18 protein-coding genes and 1 pseudogene are annotated in these 20,996 nt (G+C 56.1%); 14 read left to right on the top strand and 5 right to left on the bottom strand.

Annotated features, from left to right (window positions below):
• The first annotated feature begins 59 nt into the window (after window positions 1-59).
• Genes EOHIBHHM_RS19715 through EOHIBHHM_RS19730 form a run of 4 tightly spaced genes read left to right on the top strand, consistent with a single transcriptional unit; the run spans window position 60 to window position 5,110 of the window.
• Window positions 60-2,666, top strand: coding sequence for a heavy metal translocating P-type ATPase (locus EOHIBHHM_RS19715; protein ID WP_004594598.1), 2,607 nt, complete (start codon window positions 60-62; stop codon window positions 2,664-2,666).
• Window positions 2,667-2,683: 17 nt separating this feature from the next.
• Window positions 2,684-2,908, top strand: coding sequence for a DUF7123 family protein (locus EOHIBHHM_RS19720; protein WP_004594599.1), 225 nt, complete (start codon window positions 2,684-2,686; stop codon window positions 2,906-2,908).
• Window positions 2,905-3,906 (top strand): DUF63 family protein, encoded by a 1,002-nt coding sequence (locus EOHIBHHM_RS19725; protein ID WP_050050397.1) that lies wholly within the window; start codon window positions 2,905-2,907, stop codon window positions 3,904-3,906. Before EOHIBHHM_RS19720 ends, EOHIBHHM_RS19725 begins: the two co-directional genes overlap by 4 nt.
• Before the next feature lie 28 nt (window positions 3,907-3,934).
• A complete protein-coding gene (locus EOHIBHHM_RS19730) occupies window positions 3,935-5,110 on the top strand; it encodes an NAD(P)/FAD-dependent oxidoreductase (RefSeq protein WP_123538920.1) in 1,176 nt (391 codons plus the stop codon).
• A gap of 494 nt (window positions 5,111-5,604) precedes the next feature.
• Here EOHIBHHM_RS19730 and EOHIBHHM_RS19735 read toward each other — a convergent pair whose 3' ends face one another.
• On the bottom strand, window positions 5,605-6,993 hold the full coding sequence (locus EOHIBHHM_RS19735) for a permease (RefSeq protein WP_049986199.1): 1,389 nt from the start codon (window positions 6,991-6,993) through the stop codon (window positions 5,605-5,607).
• A gap of 328 nt (window positions 6,994-7,321) precedes the next feature.
• On the opposite strand from EOHIBHHM_RS19735, the gene EOHIBHHM_RS19740 reads away from it, so the two are divergent.
• Window positions 7,322-8,788, top strand: coding sequence for an amidohydrolase family protein (locus EOHIBHHM_RS19740; protein WP_050051507.1), 1,467 nt, complete (start codon window positions 7,322-7,324; stop codon window positions 8,786-8,788).
• A gap of 29 nt (window positions 8,789-8,817) precedes the next feature.
• Here EOHIBHHM_RS19740 and EOHIBHHM_RS19745 read toward each other — a convergent pair whose 3' ends face one another.
• A complete protein-coding gene (locus EOHIBHHM_RS19745) occupies window positions 8,818-9,342 on the bottom strand; it encodes an ArsR/SmtB family transcription factor (protein ID WP_497257456.1) in 525 nt (174 codons plus the stop codon).
• 201 nt (window positions 9,343-9,543) lie between these two features.
• On the opposite strand from EOHIBHHM_RS19745, the gene EOHIBHHM_RS19750 reads away from it, so the two are divergent.
• From EOHIBHHM_RS19750 to EOHIBHHM_RS19760, 3 genes are read left to right on the top strand one after another with little or no spacing between them, the layout of a single operon-like run.
• Window positions 9,544-9,759 carry a heavy-metal-associated domain-containing protein gene (locus EOHIBHHM_RS19750; RefSeq protein ID WP_004048661.1) on the top strand — a complete coding sequence of 72 codons (216 nt, stop codon included), beginning with the start codon at window positions 9,544-9,546 and terminating at the stop codon, window positions 9,757-9,759.
• Between the two features lie 4 nt (window positions 9,760-9,763).
• Window positions 9,764-11,683 (top strand): heavy metal translocating P-type ATPase, encoded by a 1,920-nt coding sequence (locus tag EOHIBHHM_RS19755; protein WP_004594624.1) that lies wholly within the window; start codon window positions 9,764-9,766, stop codon window positions 11,681-11,683.
• 28 nt (window positions 11,684-11,711) lie between these two features.
• On the top strand, window positions 11,712-12,365 hold the full coding sequence (locus EOHIBHHM_RS19760; RefSeq protein WP_497257459.1) for a hypothetical protein: 654 nt from the start codon (window positions 11,712-11,714) through the stop codon (window positions 12,363-12,365).
• Between the two features lie 34 nt (window positions 12,366-12,399).
• Here the strand turns inward: EOHIBHHM_RS19760 and EOHIBHHM_RS19765 are convergent.
• Window positions 12,400-12,509: pseudogene (locus EOHIBHHM_RS19765) on the bottom strand (site-specific integrase); the annotation flags it as partial.
• Window positions 12,510-12,564: 55 nt separating this feature from the next.
• Between EOHIBHHM_RS19765 and EOHIBHHM_RS19770 the strand changes: the two are divergent.
• Window positions 12,565-12,777 (top strand): SUI1 family translation initiation factor, encoded by a 213-nt coding sequence (locus EOHIBHHM_RS19770; protein WP_235853656.1) that lies wholly within the window; start codon window positions 12,565-12,567, stop codon window positions 12,775-12,777.
• An 88-nt stretch (window positions 12,778-12,865) separates the two neighbouring features.
• Here the strand turns inward: EOHIBHHM_RS19770 and EOHIBHHM_RS19775 are convergent, their stop codons facing one another.
• Together EOHIBHHM_RS19775 and EOHIBHHM_RS19780 are read right to left on the bottom strand one after the other, a co-directional pair.
• Window positions 12,866-13,306, bottom strand: coding sequence for a TRAM domain-containing protein (locus EOHIBHHM_RS19775; protein ID WP_497257461.1), 441 nt, complete (start codon window positions 13,304-13,306; stop codon window positions 12,866-12,868).
• A gap of 46 nt (window positions 13,307-13,352) precedes the next feature.
• Window positions 13,353-13,928, bottom strand: coding sequence for a DUF8170 family protein (locus tag EOHIBHHM_RS19780; RefSeq protein WP_497257463.1), 576 nt, complete (start codon window positions 13,926-13,928; stop codon window positions 13,353-13,355).
• A 96-nt stretch (window positions 13,929-14,024) separates the two neighbouring features.
• Between EOHIBHHM_RS19780 and EOHIBHHM_RS19785 the strand changes: the two genes are divergently transcribed.
• The 5 genes from EOHIBHHM_RS19785 to EOHIBHHM_RS19805 all read left to right on the top strand — a co-directional run bounded on the left by EOHIBHHM_RS19785 (window position 14,025) and on the right by EOHIBHHM_RS19805 (window position 20,992).
• Window positions 14,025-14,492, top strand: coding sequence for an ArsR family transcriptional regulator (locus EOHIBHHM_RS19785; protein WP_497257465.1), 468 nt, complete (start codon window positions 14,025-14,027; stop codon window positions 14,490-14,492).
• Window positions 14,493-14,724: 232 nt separating this feature from the next.
• Complete coding sequence (locus tag EOHIBHHM_RS19790) at window positions 14,725-14,961, top strand: MarR family transcriptional regulator (RefSeq protein ID WP_497257467.1); 237 nt, start codon at window positions 14,725-14,727, stop codon at window positions 14,959-14,961.
• Window positions 14,948-17,104, top strand: a complete 2,157-nt coding sequence (locus EOHIBHHM_RS19795) for an HsdM family class I SAM-dependent methyltransferase (RefSeq protein ID WP_497257469.1) — start codon at window positions 14,948-14,950, stop codon at window positions 17,102-17,104. Before EOHIBHHM_RS19790 ends, EOHIBHHM_RS19795 begins: the two co-directional genes overlap by 14 nt.
• A gap of 316 nt (window positions 17,105-17,420) precedes the next feature.
• Window positions 17,421-19,898, top strand: coding sequence for an ATP-binding protein (locus EOHIBHHM_RS19800; RefSeq protein WP_497257471.1), 2,478 nt, complete (start codon window positions 17,421-17,423; stop codon window positions 19,896-19,898).
• On the top strand, window positions 19,895-20,992 hold the full coding sequence (locus EOHIBHHM_RS19805; protein ID WP_497257473.1) for a hypothetical protein: 1,098 nt from the start codon (window positions 19,895-19,897) through the stop codon (window positions 20,990-20,992). The genes EOHIBHHM_RS19800 and EOHIBHHM_RS19805 overlap by 4 nt, the downstream gene beginning before the upstream one ends.
• Window positions 20,993-20,996 lie beyond the last annotated feature (4 nt).

Genomic DNA, 20,996 nt, shown 5'->3' on the forward strand with positions numbered 1-20,996 from the left:
AACCCCGCCTCTCGAAGCAGTAAATCGCCTAAACCTAGACCCCGTATAGTAGAACAAGCATGACAAGCCAAACAATCCATCTTGATATCACGGGAATGTCCTGCGCCAACTGTTCGGCGACGATCCAGGACACTCTCGAATCGCTCGACGGGGTATCGGAGGCGGATGCGAACTTCGCCACCGACGAGGGTTCCGTCACCTACGACCCTGAAGAGGTATCGCTCAAAGAAATCTACGACGCGATCGACGAGGCCGGGTACGGCGCAGTCTCTGAGACGGTAACGATTGCCATCTCCGATATGACCTGTGCCAACTGCGCCGAGACCAACCAAACCGCTCTTGAAAATATTCCGGGCGTCGTTAATGCGGAGGTCAATTACGCAACCGACGAAGCACAGGTCACCTACAATCCTGCGGAAGTATCTATTGGTGCGCTGTACGATGCTATCGAGGAGGCTGGCTACTCGCCCGTCCGCGAAGATGGTGCCGACGAAGAGTCGGGCCAGGACGCACGAGATGCCGCCCGTCAAGCCGAAACTCGGAAACAACTCAGGTTGACCCTCTTTGGGGCAGTGTTATCGGCACCGTTGCTCTTCTTCCTCATCGACAATTATCTGCTCGGTGGCGCGATCGTCCCTGAAGCCGTCTTCGGTGTGGAACTTGGCTGGGTTGAGTTCCTCCTCGCCACGCCGGTACAGGCGATCCTCGGCTGGCCGTTCTATAAGAACTCGTACAAGGCGATCGTGAAGAACGGCCGCGCCAATATGGACGTGCTGATTGCGATCGGTTCAACAACGGCCTATCTATACTCTGTGGCAGTCCTTGCTGAACTCATTGCAGGTGGACTTTATTTCGACACGGCAGCCCTCATCCTCGTGTTCATCACGTTGGGTAACTATCTCGAAGCTCGGTCGAAGGGCCAAGCGGGTGAGGCCCTCCGAAAGCTCCTCGAAATGGAAGCCGAAACGGCGACCATTGTCCGCGAGGACGGCAGTGAAGAAGAAGTTCCACTCGAAGAGGTCACAACTGGTGACCGGATGAAAATTCGTCCAGGTGAGAAGATTCCCACAGACGGTGTCGTTGTCGACGGTCAGTCTGCCGTCGACGAGTCAATGGTCACTGGCGAATCTGTGCCTGTCGAGAAAGAGGAGGGCGATGAGGTCGTCGGCTCGACGATTAACGAGAACGGCGTCCTTGTCGTGGAGGCGACGAAGGTTGGAGAAGACACGGCCCTCCAACAGATCGTCCAGACAGTCAAGGAGGCCCAGTCGCGCCAGCCCGACATCCAGAATCTCGCCGACCGCATCTCCGCGTACTTCGTGCCTGCGGTCATCGCGAACGCCCTTCTCTGGGGTGTCGTCTGGTTCCTGTTCCCCGAGGCTCTCGCTGGCTTCGTCGACTGGCTCCCGCTGTGGGGTCAGGTTGCTGGCGGCCCGGCCCCGGTCGGTGGGACCGTTTCAGTCTTCGAGTTCGCGATAATTGTCTTCGCGTCCTCGATCCTCATCGCCTGTCCCTGTGCGCTGGGGCTGGCGACGCCCGCAGCGACGATGGTCGGGACGACGATTGGTGCCCAGAACGGCGTCCTGTTCAAGGGCGGTGACATCCTCGAACGCGCAAAAGACGTCGACACGGTCGTCTTCGACAAGACGGGCACCCTCACGGAGGGTGAAATGGAACTCACCGACGTGGTCGTCTTTGATAGCGATGGAAATGTGGTGACTGACGGTGGCGAGCCGACCCCAGATGGTGGACAGCTCAGCACCCGTGAGCGCCTCTCAGAGGATGATGTGCTTCGACTGGCGGCGATAGCTGAAAGCGGCAGCGAACACCCGCTCGCCCGTGCAATCGTCGAAGGGGCCGAAGAACGCGGCCTGGACGTGACTGAGCCTGACGACTTCGAGAACGTTCCGGGCCACGGGATCAAAGCAGTCATTGGTGACAGCGAGGTGCTGGTCGGCAACCGCAAGCTGCTGCGGGACAACGGGATCGACCCCTCTCCCGCTGAGGAGACGATGGAACGCCTCGAGAACGAGGGGAAGACGGCGATGCTGGTCGCCTACGAGGGGGAGCTCGTGGGTGTGGTCGCCGACGCCGACACAGTGAAGGAAAGCTCCAAGCAGGCTGTCACAGCACTCCAGGAGCGGGGAGTTGACGTGATGATGATTACGGGCGACAACGAGCGAACTGCCCGTGCGGTCGCTAAACAGGTGGGTATCGACCCGAAGAACGTCCGCGCAGGAGTCCTTCCTGAGGACAAGTCCAACGCGGTCGACAGTATTCAAGACGAGGGCCGGCAGGCGATGATGGTCGGTGACGGCGTCAACGACGCTCCGGCACTCGCGGTCGCACACGTCGGGACAGCAATCGGCTCCGGCACCGACGTCGCCATCGAAGCTGCAGACGTCACGCTGATGCGAGACGACCCGCTCGACGTGGTAAAGGCGATCCGAATCTCAGACGCGACACTCCAGAAGATCAAACAGAACCTCGTGTGGGCGCTCGGTTACAACACGGCGATGATTCCGTTAGCGTCGCTCGGCCTCCTCCAGCCCGTGCTCGCTGCAGCAGCAATGGCGTTCTCGTCGGTGTCGGTGCTGACGAACAGTCTCCTGTTCCGGCGGTACACCCCCGATCACGACTACAAGCTCTTCGGATTTCTTCGCTAACCGTCACCTCTAGATCAATGTCGAATATTTCCCGGCACACGGTTCGAAGGTACCTCGTCGAGACAGCCAGTAGCGAACCGACATACCTCCGGGCTCGCGAGATTGCCAGCGACCTCGACGGATCTCCCAAGGCAGTCGCGCAGTACCTCAGCCAGCTCCAGGACGAACTCACAATCGTTTCACTCGAACAGTGGGGGCGCTCGAAAAGCACGACGTGGCGATTGGAGGTGAACGGGTCGTGAGTACTGTCACCCGCCGCGTCGAGACTGTCCTTCCGGAGACCGGCTCACGCGAGTGGTGGGCGCTGTACCTGCTGGCCCCGCTCGTCCTTCTCGGTGGGGGCATCCTCGTGTTTCCGACGTTGGTCTACGACCGGTTCATCTGGCAGTATCTCTGGGGACCAGTCGTCGCCGATGCGGCCGGTCAGCCAGTCACGCACGAGGGGATTCGTGCTGTCCAGGGCTACAACGCGGTGAACACGGTAATCTACCTCGCGGCAGTCGTATACAGCCTCCCCGGACTACGTGCGTATCTCGACCAACTCGACGTCACGTTCGACGCACGACTGGCCTACGGGTTCGCTCCGATCATCATCGCAGGTGGGGCGATGCGCGCCCTCGAGGATCTCGGGCTGCTCGGGGACTACGCGGTGTGGTTCATCACGCCATCGATTTACATCGTCGTCACCGCTGTCACCATCCTCGCGCTCGGTGTCGGTGCACTCTTGCGTGACCAAAATATCGGATCTATCCCGCTAACAGTCGGGCTCGTCGGGTCGGTGTGGGCTGTCGGGGCCGTCTGGTGGGCTGTTTGGCACGGCCTCTCGACATCGACCCCACTCCGCCTATGGGTTCCTGTCGCGACGACGGGGATAGCGCTCGGCGTAACCGCACTCTACTACTGGGGCACGAGTTTCGCCAATATCACCCACCTTCGACACCCGCTAATTCTGCTGGCCGTTTTCGGCCAGTTGTGGGACGCTGCGCAGAATCTCATCGGTGTGACGTTCCTCGGCTACTCCCCAAAGCTGGTCGTGACGAATCTCGTGTACCAGGCGACTGGATTCTCCGGATCGACGTTCGTGCTGAAACTCGTCGTGACTGTCGGCATCGTGTGGTATCTCGCCGATGCGAAAGAGGAGATGAATCACACGTGGTGGTGGCTTATGACGTTCTTCATCGGAGCGATCGGACTCCCGATGGGCGTTCGTGGGTCACTTCGGATGCTGTTGGGAGCTTAACGATGGCCTCAAAGATTGGCAAAAACCGATGACTCGAACGTCCAAAATTGCGGTAATAGGTGGAGGGATGGCCGGGCTTGCAGCAGCTGCTGGATTCGACGACGCTGGATTCGTCGTCGAACTATATGAGCGGCAGTCCTACGATAGCAAAGGCGTTAATTGCGGAGAAGCGATGACAGCGGTATCGAAGATCCCACTCGAACCGACTGTAGAGAACGGCTTTCTCAACCCGCTGCCAGCGATGGAAGTGGAGGTGTATGACGGAATCGACGCCGATCGCCACCGCACTGGAGCCGGCACCTTTCCTGCTGCGGATACATATATAACGGACCGAAATGTCGTTGAGCAGTCCTGGGCAGAACAACTCTCAGAGAAGGGTGTTGACATCCACGAAAACCAGTCTATCACACGGACAGATTTCCACGAGTTCACCGATGAGTATGATCTCGTCGTTGATGCAACCGGTCAGCCATCACTCTCTAGTAAAGCGCTCGGAACAACCAACGAGTATTCAGGATATATGGTAGCGCTTAACAGTGATGTCGAAGGGGACTTCACCGAGTTGTACCCGAACAGCCGGATAATTCTGGAGAACTATACAGGGTACTCGTGGGCATTCCCGAAGACATCGCAACGAGCCAACGTTGGTATCGGCTGGACGGTCAGTGACCGGCCTAATGATTATATGAAGGCATTGAGGGAAGCCTGTGAGCGGAATGGGTGGCCAGTCCCGTCGCAGGAACGGACGAACGTCGCAATCATTCCCGAGGGACCAAGCCTTGATCCCGACAGAACCCATCTACCGGAGCATTCAGTCGTACGAGTGGGTGATGCTGCAGGTATAGCAAACCGACTCACCGGAAAGGGGATCTCACAGGCCGTTGAATCGGGATTCTTGGCCGCAGAGCTGGCTAACAGAAGCCAATTACACAATTATCCTGATAGATTATATCAGAGGATGAAAACGGAGTACATTTTCGCCACAGTTGTGAGATACTTTCTTGAAACTCGTAATCCCAAGGTTCTGGGAGCAGCAATTCGTGCCGCTGCCGGGATCGATATTGAAGACGTTGACCGGTCTCCGAGTGCAGTTCTACTGCGTCTCCTCCGCCACCCTGTTTTATTTGCCCGTATTTTCTCGAGACGACGAGTTTTAAACCGTGTCTATGGAGGAATGACTAACCAGTGGGAGTTAATTGATTGATATCCACTCGAGTTAAATTCTCAGAATCTGTTAGCTACTGAGAGGATCGGTAAGTACAAAGGATTAGATCAGTAGATGAATTCAGTCCCTCAAACAGAATTTTCCGAAATCCAGAAATCGGTGGGCTCAGCTTCATCGGTGCTCCTGCTTACATGCCCCAGCACACAATCAGTGCGTTGAGGGTGACCGAATTCCTTCTTGAGGATCATCCAACTCACCTCTGACACCCATAGACGAGTCCATCATCGGCCCCATCGACTGCTCGATAGCGCGACGCTGTTGATAGGCCCGCCAACTGAGTAGTCCGCCAGCCAAGAGGACGAACCCAAGGAGCACACCAACGACGGTATCCGCTGGACGTTGGTTCATATGACATCCCCTTGTTTCGATATCTGACTGCTCATACAATCAATTTTGGCGCGACAGGTGTGACAATTGCGGATTGAAGGTGCGATGATGAAGTGCTTCACAGCGGATGAACCACAGTACATCTATCAGTGATCGTGATCGTGGTTTGTTATCTGCGGGCTTTGATCAGCAAATTCCGTGGGCTCTTCCTCGAATGCCCGCTTACAGGTCTTCGAGCAAAAATAGTACGTCATCCCATCATTGGACGCACTCGGCCCCTCATCGTCGGTCCGCATGCCACACACCGGATCACGATACTGACCTGGTGCGCCGATTCCACGTCGGTAGACATACAGGAGGAACCCGGAGAGCGCGAAGGCGATAATATTGAGGTAGAACGTGTAGTTGAGCTCGAAGTACGTCTGTTCGGTCGCCGTCTCGCCACCGGCCAGATCTGGTACGATGCCGAGGGCGTCGAACAGCAACTCCATGAGGAAGCCAGTGAACGCCATCGTCACGAAGAAGACGCCAAGGATGTACAGCATGATCTTCCAGCCGTAGTACTTCCGGTAGACGTTCAGCACGGGCACGGTGATGAGGTCGGCGTAGACGAACGCGATGATCCCGGCGAAGCTGACGCCACCGCCCCACAGCGCGACGGCGAACGGGACGTTGCCCATACTGCCGACGAAACTGAGGACGGCGATGATGACGCCCATGACGGCGTTCTCGGCAGTCACGAGCAGGCCGTCGCCCTGAATGAACAGCGTGTTCCACACCCACTGCGGGACGAAGACGATGACGAACCCAGAAATAAGGAAGCCGGCGACGATGTCTTTCCAGATCATCGACCACTCCTTGCGGTACTGATTCCCGACCTTGTACCAGCCACCCCACGACAGCAACTCGTCACGCCACCCGCCGCTACTCGACGTCTCCTGGCGATAGGTCTCCATACAGCCCTCCGAGCAGAATTTGAGCGTCTCACCGCCGTCGGTCGTGAGCGTGTACTCGTCTTTCCCCTCCATCCCGCAGGTGGGATCTTCCGTGACGCCCGCCTGGCGGTCGCGCTCGTTGAGCTTCTCGCGGACTTCGTTAAACAGGTTTTCGGGAAGCGTAAGGTGGACGATGGCGGCCATGACGGCGATGAGAATCAGGCCGCCGAGCAGTTCCGCGACGAGGAACTCCCAGCCAAGCAGGATGAGAATCATCAGCCCTAGTTCGACGATGAGGTTCGTCGACGCGAACATGAACGCGAGGAAGTTCACCGCGTGCGCCCCCTTCTTGAACAGGCCCTTCCCGATGGCGACGGCGCCGAAACTACAGCCACTGCTTGCAGCTCCGAACACAGTCGCCTTGGTAAGTCCAGTTAGATCGCCCTCACCCAGCACCTGTGCCATCCGCTCCTTCGAGACGTAGACCTGGACCAGACTCGTAATCGTGAGGCCCATGATGATCGCCCACGCCGCCGTCCAGAGAAATCCGACACCGATACGAAGGGATTCAAGAACTCCGTCGATTATCGTCGCCTGCATAGGTGTATCATTGTAGGGATCATCTATTGCGGTTTTGATTAGAATATACTGCCTATGAGGGTATCAGTACTATGGCATCGTAACCGTCGGCCATAGATGATCTATCGTGAAGAGGGGAAAACATTGCAAACCTCCACAAGCTCCACGGAATCCGACTTCAGATTCAAAAGGGGAATCTGATTAAATCACGCCGACGTATTAGAGGCTAATGGGACCAGTAGAGACCGATGATATCCCAAATGAGGGGAACACCACCTGGAAGAACAGCCTTCGCCGGCCTGCTCGGTTGTCCAGTACGGTAACTGTCACATCCACTTCCTAATTTACGATGGCTGTCGATCTGGCAATCCATGATGCACTCGTTCTCACAGCCGACGAGCGGAACCGCCTGTACGAGCGCGGCACAGTATGCATCACCGATGGCTGTATCGAAGAAGTCCGACCATCACGTGCAGGAGACGGAGAATTAGAAGCGTCCACCGTTATCGACGGGAACGGGAAACTGGTGATGCCGGGGTTGGTGAACGCCCACACGCACTTGGAGATGACACCGCTCATCGGTGCGTTTAGCGAACTCGAGCTGACGGAGATGCTTGGGAGTGGGACGGCCTTGTTTAACAGATTAGGGAACGGCGAATTCGAGTACCTCGTCGAGGCAGGCGTCGAGCTCGCAGCGCTCAATTTCCTCTTGGGCGGTGTCACGACCGTGAACTCGATGGACGCACGGCCTGCCGCAGGTGCAGAGGCGTTCGGGGAAGCAGGGCTCCGCGGATTTTTCGGCCCGGCGATCTCGGACCTCTTCTGGGACCAACCAGTCGATCAGCAGTTCTCCCGTGCTCGCGAGTTCGTCGAAACGTACCACGACACGTACGAGGGCCGAATCAGGGCGACGATCTGCCCGCACGACGACTGGTCGTGTACCAGGCAGCTGTGGGAACGGACCGCGTCCCTCGCCGCAGAGTACCCGGACCTGCTCGTCCACACGCACTTGCTCGAACTCGAGGAGAGTAACACGATGGCACGAGCGAACGGTGGCGAGGACTCGGTGGGATTGCTCGACGACGTTGGACTCCTGGACGACCGACTGGTCGCTGCTCACTTCCGCCTCGCCGACGAAGAGGACATCCAGCGAACCGCCGAGGCGGACGCGGCTGTTGCGCACTGCCCGTCCGTCTTCTGTTACTGGAATCCGGACGGGGAGACGCAGTGGACGCCCGTTCCCGAGCTTCGAGCCGCCGGCGTCGACGTCGGAGTAGGGATTGACGACCACTACTGGCACGACTCGTACAGCATGTTCGGTGAAGCGCGGCAAGCTCGGCTGGCGGCAAATCTCAAGCGTTCAGCCGGGCAGTTCGACTCGATGGAACTGATACGAATGCTCACTATTGAAGGCGCACGCGCGCTGGGGATGGGCGACGAGATCGGCAGTATTGAAGCGGGAAAGCGCGCGGATATTATCCTCCTCGACGTCGACAAACCGAAGTTCACGCCACGGACCAATATTCCTGCACAGGTCGTGAACAACGCGGTGCCGGCCGACGTCGAGACAGTGATCGTTGACGGCGACGTCGTCCTCCGGAATGGTGTGCCCGAGACAATGGACTCGGACGACGTGCGACAGCGAGTAAATCAGGCTGTCGAACGCTTCATGGACGAGACAGGCTGGGAGTTAGACATTGGTGGTAGTGAACCGCCGACCAGCATCGAGACTGTACGGGACCTCCCAAAGCGTGGCCCTGCGCGACTCCTGACTCGCCTCGCGATGCAATCCGCGCGTGATCGGTTCTCCTTCTAAGACCCTGCCAGCGTAGGGGTGGTTCCCCCTCAGGAATTTCTGTGGGCGCGAACGAACGAACGTCGCAGGACGGTCAGAAGAACGTACGTCTCGTACTTCTGGGTCTGGCAGTGCTCGCAGGGCTGCATATCCTCGACGATCTCCTCAATAGCGTCGTCGTACTCGTCGGTGAGCGTAGTGAGCGCGTCCGTGATCTGGGGCTGGGCAGCGTCGATCATCTCCTCGACGGCGGCGTCGGCCGAATCTGGTAGTGAGTACGAGAGGACGATCGTGTTCGCGTGGTAGTACTTCGTCGTCCCACCACGCCCCTCCTCGAAGCGAACGACGTCGACGAGGCCCGCATCCCGGAGCTCGTTGATGTGATGGCGGACCGTGTTCTCCGTCCGGTCGATGCCGCGATCGTCGAGGCGTTCGTGGACCTCGGTCGCAGTTAGGGCTTCCTCGGACAGAATGTCGAGGACCATCGCCCGCATCGGCTCGTCGATGGCGTCCGAAATCCGAGTGTCTCGCACCGCGATGTCGTCGAGACGGTGGTCGGTATCGGAATCACTCATACGAGAACTGAGCGCGAGCACGCGGGAAAAGGTAGCGGGGCAGGAGTCGGGTAGGTGTCTGTCGAGGTATCCAGTACAGGATGGACCCGCGATAGCGAAAGCCCTAGACGACCCGTTTGACTGTTCCAACGACCCGTATCCGAATTCAAACATATCATCTAAAAAATACTTATTGAGGTACGGGCACTATCTCAAACTGTAATGAGCGACACAACCCAATTCCGCGTCCTCGACTTCGACTGCCCGACCTGCGCGAGTACCGTCGAACGCGCCCTGTCGAACGTCGACGGCGTCCAGCACGTCGAAGTCCACTACGCGACCGGCCGCGTCGAGATCGAGTACGACGACAGCGTCACTGACCCCGACGCCTTCGCAGAGACCATCGAAAACCAGGGGTACACTCCCCAGCCCGCCTAACACTATGAACAAACAATCGATCACGCAGTACTACCGGAACCACCGGAAGGCCATCGTCACGGCGACAAGCGGCCTGCTGTACGGCGGTGGCTGGAGTCTCGGCTACCTCACGAGTTTCGAGATGGCAAGCGCCGCCATCCTCGTCCTCGCGACGGTCGTGGGTGGCTACGACATCGCCAAGACCGCTTACCACGAGGTCACCAACCGGACGCTCGGCATCAAGACGCTGGTGACGCTGGCCGCCATCGGTGCTATCGTCATCGGGGAGTACTGGGAAGCCGCCGCCGTCGTCTTCCTGTTCAGCCTTGGCAGCTACCTCGAAGGCCGGACGATGCGGAAGACCCGGACGGCACTTCAGGAGCTACTGGAGATGACGCCCGACACGGCGACCGTCCGTCGCGACGGGACACTCCAAAAGGTCTCCGCCCGCGATGTCGAAGAGGGCGAAGTCGTCGTCGTAAAGCCGGGCGGGAAGATCCCGGTCGACGGAACCGTCGTCGACGGCGAGAGCGCAGTCAACCAGGCGCCGGTCACCGGCGAGAGCGCGCCCGTCCACAAGGCCGACAGCGACGAGGTGTACGCCGGGACGGTCAACCAGGAGGGCGCGCTAGAAATCCGGACGACGGGAGCGGGATCGGATACGACTCTCGAACGGATCATCCGTCGCGTCGAGGAGGCCCAGGAGGCTCAGTCGCCCACGGAGAGTCTCATCGACCGGTTCGCGAAGTACTACACGCCGGCCGTCATTGCCCTGGCTATCGGCGCGTACGCGGTCACGCAGAACGCGATCCTGTCGCTGACGCTGCTGGTCATCGGCTGTCCGGGCGCGCTGGTCATCGGGCCACCGGTCAGCATCGTCTCGGCCATCGGTAACGCCGCCCGGTCGGGCGTGCTGATGAAGGGCGGCGAACACCTCGAACGCGCCGGCAAGATCGATCTCGTCGCCTTCGACAAGACGGGGACGCTCACGAAGGGCGAGACCACCGTCTCCGGTATCGAGGGGTTCGGCGTCGCCGCCGCCGACGTCCTCTCGCTCGCAGCGACCGCCGAGAAGAAGAGCGAACACCACCTCGCGGACGCCATCGTCGACATGGCCCGCGAACGCCAGACGGCTGCGACGGACGGTGGAGCGACGGTCGCCCAAGCGGACGATACGGACGTGGGGCGCAGGTCGGTCCCCGATCCCGACGACTTCGACGTGGTCGCCGGCAAGGGCGTCATCGCCCATGCCGATGGCCAGGAAGTCGTCGTCGGCAACCGCGCGCTGCTGGACGACCGCGACGTCGATGTCCCCGATCGGGTCGCCGACTACGTCCGCGAGCGTGAGGGGCGCGGCGAGACAGTCGTCCACGTCGTTCGGGACGGGGACATCATCGGCGCGATTGCGATGCGGGACGAGCTCCGGGAGGCCGCTCCTGGGGTCGTCGCGGCGCTCCAAGACGCTGGCATCGAGACGGTGATGCTCACCGGCGACAACGAGCGGACGGCCGCTGCCGTTGCCGAGGAGGTCGGTATCGACGAGTACCGTGCCGAACTCCTCCCCGAGGACAAGCAGTCCGTCATCGAGGGCTACCAGGCCGACGGCCACGTCGTCGCGATGGTCGGCGACGGCATCAACGACGCGCCATCGCTGGCCACTGCCGATGTCGGCATCGCGATGGGTGCTGCGGGAACGGACACCGCTATCGAAACGGCTGACATGGCGTTGATGGCCGACGACCTCGAACGCATCCCGTACGCGGTCAAACTCAGCAAGGCGACGCGCTGGAACGTCCTCGAGAACGTCGGGCTCGCGGTGCTGACCGTGACCGTCCTCCTCGCGGGCGTGCTCACCAGCTACGTCACCCTCGCGTCGGGAATGCTGGTCCACGAGGCCAGCGTCCTCCTCGTCATCCTCAACGGGATGCGACTGCTCCGCTACTGACCACGAGACACGATCACAACCACAACTCATGACATCGAATTCGACTGCGACTGACACGACCCAGACGAGAACCAATTGGCAGGTCGACTACGACGCCGACCCGATCGAAATCCGCGACCCCGTCGCGGAGGCCCTCGGCGTCCTCGAACCGGGCGAGCCGTTCGTCGTCACCTACCGGGACGCGGTGAAAGAAGCCGGACACTCCTGTCCGACAGCCTCGGGTGCCTATCGGATCGTCCAGCTCGGGCTCGACGCCCTGTATCCCGACGACTATCCAGTCCGGAACGAAATCGAGGTCCAGACGGCCGGCCCGCAGGACGATGCCGCGTACGGCGTGATGAGCCGCATCATCTCGTACGTGACTGGCGCGACCGGCGATGACGGATTCAGCGGGCTCGCCGGTGGTCACGGGAGCCGTCGTGATCTCCTCGTCTTCGACGCGTTCGACCCGGGCACGCACGAACCGACGTTCCGGTTCCGGCGAACCGATACGGACGAGACTGTTGAAGTGACCTACCACGTCAGCGACGTTCCCGACGGCGGCCCCGCAATCGGGAATCTCCAGCGGATTCTAGAGGGGTCCGCGAGCGAGGAGCAGCGGGCGGCATTCGCCGAGGCCTGGCACCGGCGCGTGCAGGTCGTCCTCAACGACGACTCGCTGTTCACCGTCGAAGCGGTGTGAACACGACAGTGCAGCCCTCGTACGCTATATGAATTCACTGCGGTATACTGTCGATATCTTCGAGCGCCTCGATAGCAACGTCTCCTAACTCTCCAGCCTGATATGAGAATACCGCTCTCGCACCATCTCATCGAAATTATCTACGCTACTGATTCGATGGGGCAATCCGCTCGCTGATCTCGATCGGGCGACAGAACAGGTGACTGTCCGAACGGAAGAACGCCGGTATGGAAAGAAAATGGTCGTCGTCGAGGGGTTCGAAGGTGGCACCGATCTCGACTCACTCGCCTCAGAACTGAAATCTACACTTGGAACTGGTGGCACCGTCAAAGAAGGGCACATCGAACTCCAGGGCGATCACGAGGAACGCGTCCGCGAACTTCTCAAAGCAAACGGATACTCCGTCAGATAAAACAGTACGATTCTTCATATCCTGTAGAACACTCCACTGGTTCCGTCGTTACCGACAGCATCAACTAAACGATTTGGTAGAGGAGCACTCACAGCGTTCGGGGGTCCGGCTCAACGATCGTAGCAAAGGCGACGTTCTGTTGCACCTGTTCGATCTCAACGGTCGGTTCGTCACCGGGTTGCCCCTCCGGAACGATCACGACGTAACCGCGGTCAACCTTCGCGATGCCGTCGCCCTGGTCACCAATCGTCTCAATCGTCACCTCCCGAATCTCACCCTCTTCAACAGGCGGCTCGGGGGGTCCCTGCTCCTGAGTGGTCGGGGAGGTCTCAGACGATCTGTCCGCCGACTGCGTATCGGATCGCACTGTTGTATGCCCGGTTTCGAGAACAGCGATTCGATACGTCTCACCGGGTTGAATACCGTCGTGACGTATCTCACTCGCTGGAATCTCGAATGTGTAGCCCCCGTCGTCGGACTCAATAGTCGCAGTGAATACCGAGCGAAGGGTGTCAGGGATGTCGACCATCACGAGAAGATTCAGTATCCGACGCAAATAATCGTTCCTCACGCCGTCAGTCGGGCGCGTAAGCATCCTCAATATAGTCACGAAGGTCCTCGGGCGTCGTCCACGTGTACGCACGATCCACACGATCCATCGAGAGGAGATAGTGTGCGAACATCCCGTCGTAGGCCGCGTACTGTTCCTCCTCAGTCTCGTACGTTCGATAGAAGGCTCGCGTTCGCTCCCGATAGGTCGGCTGATCGATGTAGCCCGCTTCCCACGCGTGCCCGCCCTGGGAGTGTTCGTACACCCCGACGATATGATCCGCGTAGCTGACCAACAGCTTGAATTTCGACGTGAAGAACTCCGAGATGTCCAGAATATCGTCCATCAGGAACGCGTCGACCCCGTCATCGGAGTTCGAGGCTGCGGCATCGCTCGTGAGTTGGTCGCGAACAGCCTCCAATCGTGGCCGTTCCTCCTCACCGTAGGAACCGAGAACGAAGTAGGACGTGTTGTTGATGAACCGTCCGAGATCCTCGTGCATCGCGGTCTGGATCGCCTCGACCCGCTCGGGTGTGAGCGCCTCACCGGGCTGGTCGCCCAATTTGTCGATGACGGCACGGGTAGCGTCGTCGTTGGTCATACTGGGTAGGATTCACCACCGCCACCTAACGGTACGGAAATACGACCGGAAGTGGAATGCCCCGGCACTCTGGATACCACTTCGAGTTTCACCGAAATGGTTATCCGGCTGGGGGACAAACACCCATACATAATGTCCCGGCCTGACGCCCCCCCGCTCACGCCAGCCGAGAACGCAGCCGGCCTCGATCCGATCGCAGCGTTGAGTGTCCTCGACGACACGACCCGCGCGAATATCATCGGGACGATCGTCGGTCATCCGAAAGGCGCGCCTTCAAAGAAGGAACTCGAATACTACAACCCGAGTATCGCAGCGTCGACGCTCACCGACCACCTCATCCGGCTGGAGGAAGTAGGACTGATCGAGGCCATCGAACGGGATCGCGAAGGGCTCGAGCGGGGCCATCCATACCGGTTCTTTCAGCTCACCGACGCCGCACGCGAGCTGTTCGACCGGAACAACCTCTTTGAGCCCGACGCATACCGAGAACTGTTCGCTGAAGTCGAGAAAACAGACGAAATCAAGGCCGCCGAGGGCGTCGAGCGTCCAGATGAACAGAACTGAAATAGCCCGCGGAGCGTGCGTTTTGCTGAACGTAGAGCTCGATTTCTTGGATATTTAGGAAGTACAACCGGTGCGAACTAACAAGAGAGATCAGCCACTAGTTCGATTCTAATCATAAGTCGAATGTTAATATTCTAATTTCTCTTTGAATATTACTTCGATGGTTACTAATAGCACCACTCTGAGATAGAATTAAGGTGATGTCGTGAGCGGGTATTTTTATCCGAAGAAAATGGTCAACGAGGATTATTCTCCTTCCGAAAAGGAAGACCGCATTCTGGCGTGTCTAAAAGAGGGGCGAGTGACCCCAAAATTGCTCAAGGAGGAGATTGATTTGAATGACCAGCAAGTAAATTACGCGCTCAATCAACTCATCGCAGCTGGCTGGGTGAGGAAAATCACGACGGGCCTCTACGAACTGGTTGAAGATCCTCGTGAAGGAGGTGAGGTGAAGGATGACCACCAGTGAGCAATCGGGCGAGCGTAATTCATCTGACGATTCGCTTACTGCTATAATTGAGGATGTTGGCGATCGTATTTATGAAGACGTAGATTTCGAGTCTCAACCACAGCTCTATGAACAAGCTAAGGAATGGGGGCAACAACATGGACTCTACCGGACTGAAGAGCCAGAGAAGCTTCTCTGCCGTCTTGCCGCCTACAATCGTCTTCTGAAGATATCTCTTTATTCTCTCTACAAAATCGACGACTCCAGTCTCCCCCCTATAACCCGTACTGATGACATCGCAGACCGCCTCACATATGCAAGGGAAGAAATAGCCGATGCTGCCTTCGAGCGTTACATCCTCGATGATCTTGTCGAGGCAGCTAAGACAGACCATTTAGCACCTCTATTGAACAATCAACACAGGCTCGTTAATGCTGGAAAACCAGCAGATGATATTGCCTGCATATTCGAGGAACTTGTACCAAACGACTCTCGGAGGAAGTTAGGGCAATTCCGAACGCCGGAGTACGTGGCTGATGTGATGGCGAAATGGTCTGTGCAGCGTGGGGATGACGTGGTTCTAGATCCCGGTGTGGGGTCTGGTGTCTTAACCTCGAAGATGTATAGCATAAAGAAGGAAACATATGGGCGGGAGAGCGTGGAGGATATGTGGGGTATTGATCTAAGCGAACTAGCAGTAGTTATGACGTCGACGGCACTCAAATTAGTGAACGGAGAGGGGACGCCTCATCTCAACCGGGGGAATTTCATGAATACGTTCGCAGAGGGAACACAGACCCGTATCGACCAAAGGAATCCACAGGGTGTTCCGAAGATGGACGCGGTGGTTTCGAATCCCCCCTATTCGCGCCATCACGAACTCACTCCGGAAGAGAAAGAGTGGATCAATACGGTCGCAGAGTCTGATTCAACCTTGTCAATCTCGAAACGTGCGCCTATGTATCTCTACTTCTACGTCCACGCTGCCCAGTTCCTTGAACCAGGAGGACGGTTGTCTTTCGTCACACCCTCAGAGTTCCTCGAAACCAATTACGGGGAGAACCTCAAGAGATTCCTGAAAGAGAATTTCCACATCCATGGGTATGCAATAACTGGGTCGGAGTTTTCTATCTTCGATAACGCACGTACCACATCGTGTATCAGCTTCCTCGAGAAGAAAGAGCCGGGATCATCGAGTTCTTGTGCGACGACGTTTGTGGAGCTATCGGAATGGCCCGGGACCGACGATCTACTTACCGCAATACATGGTGATGTCAAGGGTGAAACCGAGTACGGAAGGGTCAACCGGCTCTCTCAGAAATCACTTGACCCGGAAGGGAAGTGGACGAATCACTTCAATTCAGAATCAGCGATAACTATCTCAAATCTCAAGCCGTTCAGAGAGGTTGCTGATATCAAGCGTGGGATTGCGACGGGTAAGAACAAATATTTCTGTCTCTCCGAGGAGGACGTTGAAGACTGGGAGCTCAATGAGAGATATCTAGCTCGGTTAGTGAGGCGCGCAGATCAACTTGACCAGTTTAGCTGTACGCAGGACGATTGGAAACAATGGCGGAAAGCTGGAGATACAGTCTGGCTCCTTTACCATCTACCCAACGAATTCAAGCAGATCGACAATCCGAAGTTACTTGCGTACTTAGAACACGGAAGCAAAATCGGAGCCGACGATAGCTATCTAGCTCAAAACAGAAATCCATGGTACCAGGTTGACCGACGAGACCCACCTGAAGTGTTTGCCACCTATATGAGTAAAAACGGGTTCCAATTCATCCACAACAAAGCTGATGTGCGCAGTCTCAATAATTTGCATAACATCTATCTGCCTGATCAATACACCACGACTGAAACCAAGGCCCTCTTGGCTTATTTGAATAGCCAAATTGTGAACCGACTTCTCGGGCAAAGCGGCAGGACCTACTCAGAGGGTATGAAAAAGATTGAACCAGACGAACTGAAAGACATCCCGGTAATAGACCCGAAGGAGCTATCGTCTGGACAGGTAGCAGATTTGAGGCGGTTCTTTGACGACCTAGTCTATGTATCGCGTAATCCGAAGGAGGTTCAAGAAAGACCAGAAGACGTCATTGCGGATATTGACGAGTATTTAGAGAGCATAGTAGAATTCGAGCGTCGGGAGGAATAGCAGGAAGCCAAAATTGGAGCGTCTAGTCACCGTCTTTGAGATCATCAATGGGAAACAGAGTTGTAAGACTGGAATGAATTTCTAGGTACGCTAATGAAGCAATTGCTAACCTAGTGAGCTGAACAAAGGAGTCTTACTCGTCCGCCGGCTCAAGTACACCCACCAGGTACAAACAAGGGTTGCGATCCTCAGGAGCTACGACAGCCGGTTGCTCTCGAACGTTTCAACACTACATTTGATTAAACCACTCACCTGCTACAGTGCCCCACACCAGGACTGCCATTTATTACGGGCGAAAAGAAATATACTGGAAACTGTGTCCCAAACGGAGTCTGAAGACCTGGTCGACGAGGGGACTGCCACTTTCTCCAGCGACAGCAAACTCCTTTCAGAGATCGGGGAGCGACTTATCGCTACACCCGATATTGCTCTCGCCGAACTTATCAAAAACGCCTACGACGCTGACGCGACAAAATGTAATATCTGGTTTGAAGACGATGGCGATGTCCTGATCGTCAAAGACGACGGTCATGGGATGTCGAAAGACGAATTTCTAGACTACTGGATGACGGTGGCGACCACGAGTCGGTTGGAACAGGAAACATCGAAGAAATACAATCGAGAGCTCACCGGGGCGAAGGGAGTCGGTCGGTTCGCTGTTCGGAATCTTGGTCTCCAACTTGAATTGAGTACTGTTGCTTACTACGAGGAACACGACGAATACCGCCGACTTACAGCAGAGTTCGAGTGGGCCGATTTCGAGAGTGGAGAGGCACTACAGGACGAGAATGTTGAGTATGAGATTGAGCGGACAACCTCTGAAGAAGAAGGAACCGAACTTCGAATATCCGATCTTCAAGTGTCTTGGTCGCAGGAGGAAATCGAAGATGTGTCTGGCGAAGTACTCGACATAATCTCCGCCCCCTACGAATCCAACAGATCAGAGATGGATATTGGTGACGGCGAAGTCGAAACCGCGGACCCTGGATTTTCAGTGTATTTTGCTCCACCAGGAGAAGGCTCGCCAACCAAGAGTGCAGCCCAAGAGATCTACGAACGCTACGTCGCTAGAGTCGAAATAAGTATTGAAGATGGAAAACTACTCTATGAGTGTGAGTACCCGTATGGATATGATGAAGGGGAGACCGGAGAAAGGACGTACGAGTTTGACTTAGACGAGAATCTCGTTGGAGATATTTGGGGTGAAATCCGGTATTTCAATCAGGACTATTCCGGCTTGTTCAGAGGAATGGACACGGTAGATGGCCGCTCTGTACCAAAGTGGCTACGGGAGAATGGTGGGGTACGCGTTATTGATAAAAACTTCCGGATGCCACCGTATGGGGATCAAGGCAACGACTGGCTGAATATCTCAGAATCCCACGCCCGCCGGGAACGGGAATGGCGGTCATCGTTTGTTGCTGACCTCTTCCCTGGCGATGACCTGAGCAACCAAGAGATTCGAGAGCGCCAATTAAATTTACCGCGAAAAAACCAGGTGCTTGGTTCAATCCAGGTATCCAGTCATCGCCCTGAAGATGCCGGCGTTGATCGTGAAAGTATCAACCACCTCGTGCCGGCTATGGACAGACAAGGGTTTGTCCAAAACGAGGCTATGGATCAGCTCGTCGACGTAGCCCGGGGGGCAATTGAGATTATTGGCATTCTTGACAAAGAGGAGGAGCTAAGACGTAAAGAGGAAGATGCGGAGGAGGCATCGACCGAACTCCAGAAAGAAATAGAAGAAAAGAAAAATCAGGCGGAGGAAGAAATCGACTCCGTCGTTGACGACTTATCGGACACCACATCAGACGGTAGTAGCACGAATGGCCCTACCAACTCTGCTGGCAGTCAGACATCCACTGAGACAGACCTTGACTCGTTCGTAAGTGGTTCTGGGGGTAGTACTGTTGACACCGGGTCTAGTAGCGGAAGAGGGACTACGGATAATACGAGTTCCGTTGATGCCAAGGTCAGGGAGAAATTAAACCGTGAAGTAAAGCCGGAGATTACGGAATCCTACGAAGAGTTAGAAAAGAAGGTTGAGCAGTTTGAGCAGGCTCAAGAGGATCTCCGGACGTCTGTAGAATCAATGTATCTCATGAGTTCTGTCGCGGCGTTTATGACTCATGAGACGAGCGAGTTGCTCAGGAACGCAAACGAGATGATTGAAGCCTGGGAAGCAGTCCCAGAGGAAGAACGGGACGAGGAGTTCGACCGCCGTCTCAAGAAGACGAAGGAGGCCAAGTCGAAATTCAACAAACAGCTTGGGTACGCGAAGCGGTTTATGAGTGGGTTGGACGAAGAAACAGAGAGTGAGCTCTATGTTAACGGGAAGATCGACGAGGTGGTCGAACAATTCAATCACTATACTCAAGACCGCGACATCCAGATAGAGCGTGAGGTGCCGAAGTATCTTCAGACGCCCGAACTGAACCCGAGTATCTACACTGGAGTTATCATGAATCTCTTTACGAATGCTATCAAGGCCGTGCTCGATGTCTCACCTGATGATTCAGGAAGGGTGATCCGATTCGATGGGGAAAATACGGACGACTGGCATATACTCAGGGTTGCTGACACGGGATCAGGGATACCAGAAGGGATTGAAGAGAGAATCTTTGATCCCCTATTTTCGACGACTGATAGACCAGATGATGACCCACTTGGAGGTGGCGTCGGGCTTGGCCTCTATGTGGTCGAACGGGTGGTTGAGAGATCGGATGGAGAAATATCGGTGGTAGAGCCACCGGAAGGTTTTGAAACCTGTTTCGAGGTGAAATTCGAACGATGAGTCAAGATCAATCACGAGAATGCATTTTGGTATTCGAAGATAAACGAGAGAACTTCGAGCAATTAGCCGCTCCTCTTGAGGAACGAATAGACGCAGACAACTATTATATTGAACTATTTGACGGGGAGGAATCAGCTAGGGAGGACGAGAATGACTCCGAATTCGTTATGAGATTAATGGAGGAACATAACTACCCGCTTCTCGTCATACTTGACGCTGAACTAAACCAGTATACACAAAGTACCGTTCGGAAGGCTGATGTCAAAGACGCTTGCACGGAATTGGGTGTCCCCCTATGCGTCTACCATCGAAATGAAGGTGAATATTCGAATCCGGAGAATATCAAAAAGTCTGAGGACCATATTATCCGGTTAGATCCGAAGTCAGGGCATGCTAGTATGGCAAAAAGCTGCGCTGGCATTATCCGAGGATTCGCTACTATTCGGACAACACTTGAAGAATATATGACCGACGCTTCACCGGATACCCTTCTTGAACCCCCCTCGAAATTCATCGAAGAATTGGATGACGTGCCAGTCAATGCGAAAGCAAATCTTGACAAGTACTCTTGGGGGCAATCTGAGAGTGTCGGTTTAATAATGGATGGAGAAGGCAAATCCGACATGATACGGCGGAAATCGACTATCCTCGGCTATTGGATCTATAATCAACTGTTGGAGTATCCTGGTGTTCTAGTCAATACTGTTGCCGCAGCGTCTTATTTGGGTGTAGATCACGAAACCTTCCAGGAGGAAGAAGCGTTCTACGAGCCGCTGGAAGAAGCCAGATACAACGGCCCATTTTCCGATGTGGATAATTGGTGGTGGACGGCTGAAATTGACGGAATCCTTGCGGATCACACGACGCCTGAAGATGGCAATATAATCACGGGGAGAGAATTCTTTTCGCGGGAGGGAATGGAAATCGGTCCAGCAAACTGCCTTGAGGATCATGACGAGGCCGGCTATTACTGTGTATTGACAGAGAGCCCAGTGTGCGAAGAGCACTCAGTAAGTCCGGAAGCATGGATTCCAGCAGGCGCGTCCCTAACCCGTATTTCCGAAAGTGAGTATATGAAATTGAGCGGTTGGTAGCCAT

Source organism: Halogranum roseipondis, assembly GCF_059695585.1.

Coding starts and splice junctions, on each gene's coding strand:
- EOHIBHHM_RS19715 (WP_004594598.1), top strand. CDS start 60: ATGACAAGCCAAACAATCCATCTTGATATCACGGGAATGTCCTGCGCC.
- EOHIBHHM_RS19795 (WP_497257469.1), top strand. CDS start 14,948: ATGACCACCAGTGAGCAATCGGGCGAGCGTAATTCATCTGACGATTCG.
- EOHIBHHM_RS19805 (WP_497257473.1), top strand. CDS start 19,895: ATGAGTCAAGATCAATCACGAGAATGCATTTTGGTATTCGAAGATAAA.
- EOHIBHHM_RS19755 (WP_004594624.1), top strand. CDS start 9,764: ATGAACAAACAATCGATCACGCAGTACTACCGGAACCACCGGAAGGCC.
- EOHIBHHM_RS19785 (WP_497257465.1), top strand. CDS start 14,025: ATGGTTATCCGGCTGGGGGACAAACACCCATACATAATGTCCCGGCCT.
- EOHIBHHM_RS19760 (WP_497257459.1), top strand. CDS start 11,712: ATGACATCGAATTCGACTGCGACTGACACGACCCAGACGAGAACCAAT.
- EOHIBHHM_RS19745 (WP_497257456.1), bottom strand. CDS start 9,342: ATGAGTGATTCCGATACCGACCACCGTCTCGACGACATCGCGGTGCGA.
- EOHIBHHM_RS19730 (WP_123538920.1), top strand. CDS start 3,935: ATGACTCGAACGTCCAAAATTGCGGTAATAGGTGGAGGGATGGCCGGG.
- EOHIBHHM_RS19775 (WP_497257461.1), bottom strand. CDS start 13,306: ATGGTCGACATCCCTGACACCCTTCGCTCGGTATTCACTGCGACTATT.
- EOHIBHHM_RS19735 (WP_049986199.1), bottom strand. CDS start 6,993: ATGCAGGCGACGATAATCGACGGAGTTCTTGAATCCCTTCGTATCGGT.
- EOHIBHHM_RS19790 (WP_497257467.1), top strand. CDS start 14,725: ATGGTCAACGAGGATTATTCTCCTTCCGAAAAGGAAGACCGCATTCTG.
- EOHIBHHM_RS19720 (WP_004594599.1), top strand. CDS start 2,684: ATGTCGAATATTTCCCGGCACACGGTTCGAAGGTACCTCGTCGAGACA.
- EOHIBHHM_RS19780 (WP_497257463.1), bottom strand. CDS start 13,928: ATGACCAACGACGACGCTACCCGTGCCGTCATCGACAAATTGGGCGAC.
- EOHIBHHM_RS19750 (WP_004048661.1), top strand. CDS start 9,544: ATGAGCGACACAACCCAATTCCGCGTCCTCGACTTCGACTGCCCGACC.
- EOHIBHHM_RS19740 (WP_050051507.1), top strand. CDS start 7,322: ATGGCTGTCGATCTGGCAATCCATGATGCACTCGTTCTCACAGCCGAC.